Raw genomic sequence first — 395 nt, forward strand, 5'->3', positions numbered from 1 at the left:
GTTGATCGTCGAAGCGACCGCGCCGATGAACACGACCGTCACGATGATCCACAACAGGGCGACGGCCGTGAAGATGTATCCGATGACCAGCCCAGCGATGGCCAGCCCTCTGCCGTCTTCCCCGCTTCGTTTGATCTGTGAGAGCGCGATGTGACCGAACACGATGCCCAGCGGGGCCAGTACCAGCGAGCACACCAGTGCGGCGATCGACATCGCGTTCGTCCCCACGCCGGGCGGATAAGCGACGGGTACGGCCACCGCCTGGTACTGGGGTATCGGCGGAGGGTAATGAACCGGTCCGACACCCGGTGCCGGCGGCTCGGCAGCGGGGGCCGGGTATGTCGTCGGGTAATCGTAGGCCGGCGCGGGGTCACTCACACCATCTCCGACGGTGA

1 protein-coding gene is annotated in these 395 nt (G+C 65.8%); it reads right to left on the bottom strand.

Annotation, left to right across the window (positions count from 1 at the left end; genetic code table 11):
• The coding region (locus H7I41_RS10580) for a DUF4190 domain-containing protein (RefSeq protein WP_308214604.1) at positions 1–228 on the bottom strand (228 nt) is incomplete at its 3' end.
• Between the last annotated feature and the right edge of the window lie 167 nt (positions 229–395).

The organism is [Mycobacterium] manitobense (genome assembly GCF_025821665.1).
GTDB lineage: Bacteria > Actinomycetota > Actinomycetes > Mycobacteriales > Mycobacteriaceae > Mycobacterium > Mycobacterium arseniciresistens.